Here is a 4,448-nt window from a genome sequence, read left to right on the forward strand (position 1 = left end):
TCATTTTGTTCTTTTGCTTTTGGGGTTTCGTTTAGGGTTCGATTTGGTGTTAAATATTCCACCTCTTACTTGTCACCCAATTATCGGTGTGCTTCGCACAGGTATAATGGGGTTTCGATTTTCTTTCCTTTTGGTATTTTTATTCCATTTCAATGTGTCCACTAATTTGAGTTTATAATTTTTTCATAAAAAACTATATCATTCTAATAAAAAACTTGCAATTAAATAGATAAATAGAGCCTTATTGTTTGAATAAGGCATAATTTAATAACTTAGATTACAATTTTAATTGATTATATTTTTACTATTTATTTTTGAAGATGGCGTTTAGGGGAAAACTTTTTATTGATGAATTAGAACTTAACTTATTAGAATACGACTTGGAGTTTCAGCAGCCTCTGGGTTTCCAGTCCAGGCCCAATGACAGTGTAAAGGGGGGGATTTTTAATGTGGTTTTTGAAAAACGAGAACAAGCCAACTACCTAATGAATTGGATGACTCAGGCAGACATGCGTAAAAATGGTCACATCAGTTTCTCAGGACAGGAAAATGAGGGAGTGCTTTATAAACAAGAGTTTTGGGATGCCTATTGCATAAACTACAAGGAAACCTTTTGGCATGATTCAACCGAGCCCATGGTCGTCCGACTTTCCTTTGCCGCTGGCATTATCAGGAATAATAAAGGAACAACCTTTAAACAAAGCTGGCATATTACAGATATTGGGGCATTAGGAGCTGAAGAGGAGCCTGTGAATGAAGAAGAAAATTCAGGCAGCATTACTGGACTGCATCTTATTGACTTAAACGAAGAACCGGTTGTTGAGTTAAAGGTTGGAGAGAAAGTGAAGCTAATCGTTGAAAGTCAAGGAATGACAGGAGAAACTACCAATATCGAATTAACGGATGAAACCTTCGACTTTAAATATCTGGGCAAGGTGCTTAAAGGACAAATAGCGGATTATCAGGTGAAATCTGAACGAGACGAATTAGAACTAGAAGTGGTAGCTAAAGAAGGATAGATAAAAAACCATGGTTAGATTTAGTATTCTACACAACAATCAAAGGACAAATTTGAAGGTGACAGAGGAAACTCCTTCAATAGAAAGGGCTTTTTGGTGCGACACAAAAGAAAAGCCCATTAAATCCGCAAAGGTTTACAATAAGGTTAAACTTATTATAGAGACAAAGAATATTGCTGATGGAACTGAAATAAACTTACTACTAAAAGATTATAATTTCTTTTATCGAGATACAACCTTAGAGGAAAGAACTCATAAGTTAATAGTTAATCAAAACCGGGCGGTACTTGATTTGGAAATACCAGATTCCTGGCATCCAATTATTGACAAAGAGGAAATGGCTTTAGAGGTTTACGCAAAATTAGAATGCAATATCCACGGAATCCAAATTGAGGAGGAAGTGCCCTTTAAAAGAGAAAACTACCTAAGTGTATTTTCTAACCATGAAAATGATATTCTTCTTGCTCCTGACAATAGGTATGCATACAACCATGCTGAGAATTTAATTATGGTCTATACCGGTATATTAGATGGGAAAGCAGTAACCGTATTTGCTGCTGGAGCAAGAAGGACTAATGCTGAATCCTCAAAACCTGATATTAATAGAGGTCTTCAACCAGATGGACAAAGAGATATAATTGGTTCAGTTTACTTTGTTTATATCAGTGGAGACGGGGATATCTTAAAAACAGAGTATCATGAGAAAACCTATAACCAACAAAGTGATTCTCAAACTCCAGAACTGACTAAAGATGTCAAAGGAAAATTAGACGTAAAAGGTGGAAAAATAGTATTAAATAATGGAGAAATAAAAGAACTATCCTCAAATCTTAAAAAGGATATTATGGGGATTGCCACTTTCAATGCGTTAAACGATTTAGATTTCCCACGAGCATTAGCTGAAGATGTAAAGAATGGTGGTAGTTTAGCATTAGCCACTTTAGGGTTAGTAAATACTCCTTTAGGGATAACTACCTATGCCATAGGTCTTGTACTCCCTTCTAATTTGGAAATTGCTAGAAATGGTTTTTGGATTGAACGCTCTTACATGACCAAAGGAGGAGAAGCTGTTGTAGTAGAAAGAAAAAGAGGAGCAGTTGAGTATGGAAAAGAAAAGTAATTTAGGGGAGTAAGTATTTGTTAACTAATAAATTTCTATGAATTCAAAAATATTACTTATTAATTCTTGTTTGTTTTTATTGCTATCCTGTAAGAATCCTTCTAGCATCAATGAACTAAAGATAAGGCCTACAATCGAACAAATAAAAATGGAAGGCTTTCATCCCATGAAAGCTGATAAATCTAAATTTTCGGAATGGGTTATTAAGGCTTATGGAGATACCGTTGTTTACTACTATGTTGATCCTTATTGGAAATGCGTAACAAAAAAACAGACACTTATTCCCTATGATTCCATAAACCAAAGTGTGGAGGGATTACTTAGTCACTTTAGCCTGGAACCATTAAATTCTTCGTGCAGGGATAGTGTAAATTATGCACAGCACAGTGATTCAAAACAACTTTATACTTGGACTATATATAAAAAACAAATTGGGGTGAGCTTGGAATACCCTATAAATACAAAAGGCAGTTCTGTTGTTACGAATTTTTTGAAAGAATGAACACCCCATTATCCTAATAGAAAAACTGAGGAATAAAAGTAAGTCAAAATCTCCTGAACAAACTAGTGATTTAGAAAAAGAGTAAGGTTTATAAGGAGAACAAATAATTTTTGAAAATGGAGAAATAGAAGAACTATTTTTTAATTTTAAAAACAATATTTGGGCATTTTCTATTTCTCAAGACATTTAGGATTATTATTCTTAGGAGTATTTAGACCAATATTAATTACTAAAGGCGGTTTTACTTATCAGTACCTTTTGGCTTTTTTATGTGAAGGCCAACTGTTAATTTGCTCTAATTTTAAATTTTAAATTATGGATAAAATGACCTTGGAAAAAGAAGTATCAACGGAAAACGGAAATAAAATCGGAAACCCCAAGAAAATTCAATCTCCTTCAGTTGCATTTATCGGAGCCTCCTGGGTTGCCTTTTTTGCAGGTGTAATTGCTTATAATATTGGTTTATGGAATTCTGATATGTTGTTGAACGAAAAAGGCTATTATTTTACTGTTCTACTGTTTGGGTTATTTGCAGCAGTATCTGTCCAAAAAAACGTAAGAGACAGGCTTGAAAATATTGTAGTTTCAGATTTGTATTATGGAATTAGTTGGGTTTGTACCATTATTTCTATCTTACTACTCATCATTGGTTTATGGAATGCCGAATTGACCCTGAGTGAAAAAGGTTTTTTTGGGATGGCTTTCACTCTTAGTCTATTTTCCTCAATTGCAGTCCAGAAAAATGTAAGGGATGGCAAAACAACATTAGAAGACTAACGAAATTGATATTTTGAAAGGGGAATAATAGTTTAAAGATCAATAGTTGCTTATTTAAATAGGCAACTACTATCTACTTGGAGGTCTTATTATTTCGATTTTTTTTAAAGAACTTGTCTAATAAAAAGGGGACTAAACCTCCTATTTTGAGGCTCTTCTTCACTTAAAAATCCTCAATGCCTTCTTGGAAACTTAGTTGTCCTCATAAAAAAGCCATAAAATTCAACTCAATAGAAAAGCAAAAGCAAAAAAGCCCAGTGTCTTCTCCCAACACCCAATCCAGGCTATGTTAACATAAGCTGCTCTTATAGCCACAGCCTCACAAAACCTCCCCACAATCTAAAGCTGTACAAAAGCCGTGAAGTAAATAATGCTGCCTCCCCTAGGCTCTGTCAACATAAGATGCAAACCCCAGGGTGAAGCATTCCACACCCACCCAAAACAAAACCCCAGCAAAAGAAAGAAGGCAACCCCTCCGGGTCTTTGTTTTATTTTCAGGCTCGTTCCTCACCTGAAAACAAAGCAGACCCTCCAGGGTATTCATTTTGTTCTTTTGCTTTTGGGGTTTCGTCCTAAGTTTGAAAAGAAGTCTGTAAATTGGTATAGGCAGCATGGAATACCATCAACGTATGACTTCTCAATCAGTTTTAAATGAAGACCTGTTGTTTCAAATGTCGATGGCTCACCAGGTCTGCATGCTGAAAGAGTCAAAACGATAAATAGTATGAGGTTGAATTTCATTTTTTTAAATTCTGACTAACGTCAAATTTTTTAAATTTTAATCCCCTGAAAACTTGCTCGTTAGTGAGAGAAATTAATCAGTTTCTCTGATGTGGGGAATGACACCCAACGTCCCAGCTATGCCCAGTAAGGGGTTTCAAAACACCAAACTTTCGGGCTTGGACTGAGCCAAATCGTTGATTTGACTTTAAAAATGAAAAATTTAAAAACACAAATCAACGATTTGGCGGGCCATTTTTAAAGCACCAAGCTTACAATCTAGCAGTTTACCCCTTATTGGGTATAGCTA

4 protein-coding genes are annotated in these 4,448 nt (G+C 35.1%); all 4 read left to right on the forward strand.

The window, feature by feature from the left end; all coding sequences use genetic code 11:
* Positions 1-320: 320 nt before the first annotated feature.
* The 4 genes from tssD to yiaA all read left to right on the forward strand — a co-directional run bounded on the left by tssD (position 321) and on the right by yiaA (position 3,418).
* Positions 321-1,019, forward strand: a complete 699-nt coding sequence (gene tssD, locus E1171_RS06385) for a type VI secretion system tube protein TssD (protein ID WP_155205181.1) — start codon at positions 321-323, stop codon at positions 1,017-1,019.
* Between the two features lie 10 nt (positions 1,020-1,029).
* Complete coding sequence (locus tag E1171_RS06390) at positions 1,030-2,139, forward strand: hypothetical protein (protein ID WP_155205182.1); 1,110 nt, start codon at positions 1,030-1,032, stop codon at positions 2,137-2,139.
* A 37-nt stretch (positions 2,140-2,176) separates the two neighbouring features.
* Positions 2,177-2,641: a hypothetical protein gene (locus E1171_RS06395; protein ID WP_155205183.1), complete on the forward strand. Its 465-nt coding sequence runs from the start codon at positions 2,177-2,179 to the stop codon at positions 2,639-2,641.
* A gap of 324 nt (positions 2,642-2,965) precedes the next feature.
* Positions 2,966-3,418: an inner membrane protein YiaA gene (gene yiaA / locus E1171_RS06400; RefSeq protein ID WP_187696300.1), complete on the forward strand. Its 453-nt coding sequence runs from the start codon at positions 2,966-2,968 to the stop codon at positions 3,416-3,418.
* Positions 3,419-4,448 lie beyond the last annotated feature (1,030 nt).

Source organism: Xanthovirga aplysinae (assembly GCF_009711365.1).
Classification (GTDB): Bacteria; Bacteroidota; Bacteroidia; order Cytophagales; family Cyclobacteriaceae; genus Xanthovirga; species Xanthovirga aplysinae.

Excerpts from the sequence above, each read along its gene's own strand:
- yiaA (WP_187696300.1), top strand. The coding sequence starts at position 2,966 with ATGACCTTGGAAAAAGAAGTATCAACGGAAAACGGAAATAAAATCGGA.
- E1171_RS06395 (WP_155205183.1), top strand. The coding sequence starts at position 2,177 with ATGAATTCAAAAATATTACTTATTAATTCTTGTTTGTTTTTATTGCTA.
- E1171_RS06390 (WP_155205182.1), top strand. The coding sequence starts at position 1,030 with ATGGTTAGATTTAGTATTCTACACAACAATCAAAGGACAAATTTGAAG.
- tssD (WP_155205181.1), top strand. The coding sequence starts at position 321 with ATGGCGTTTAGGGGAAAACTTTTTATTGATGAATTAGAACTTAACTTA.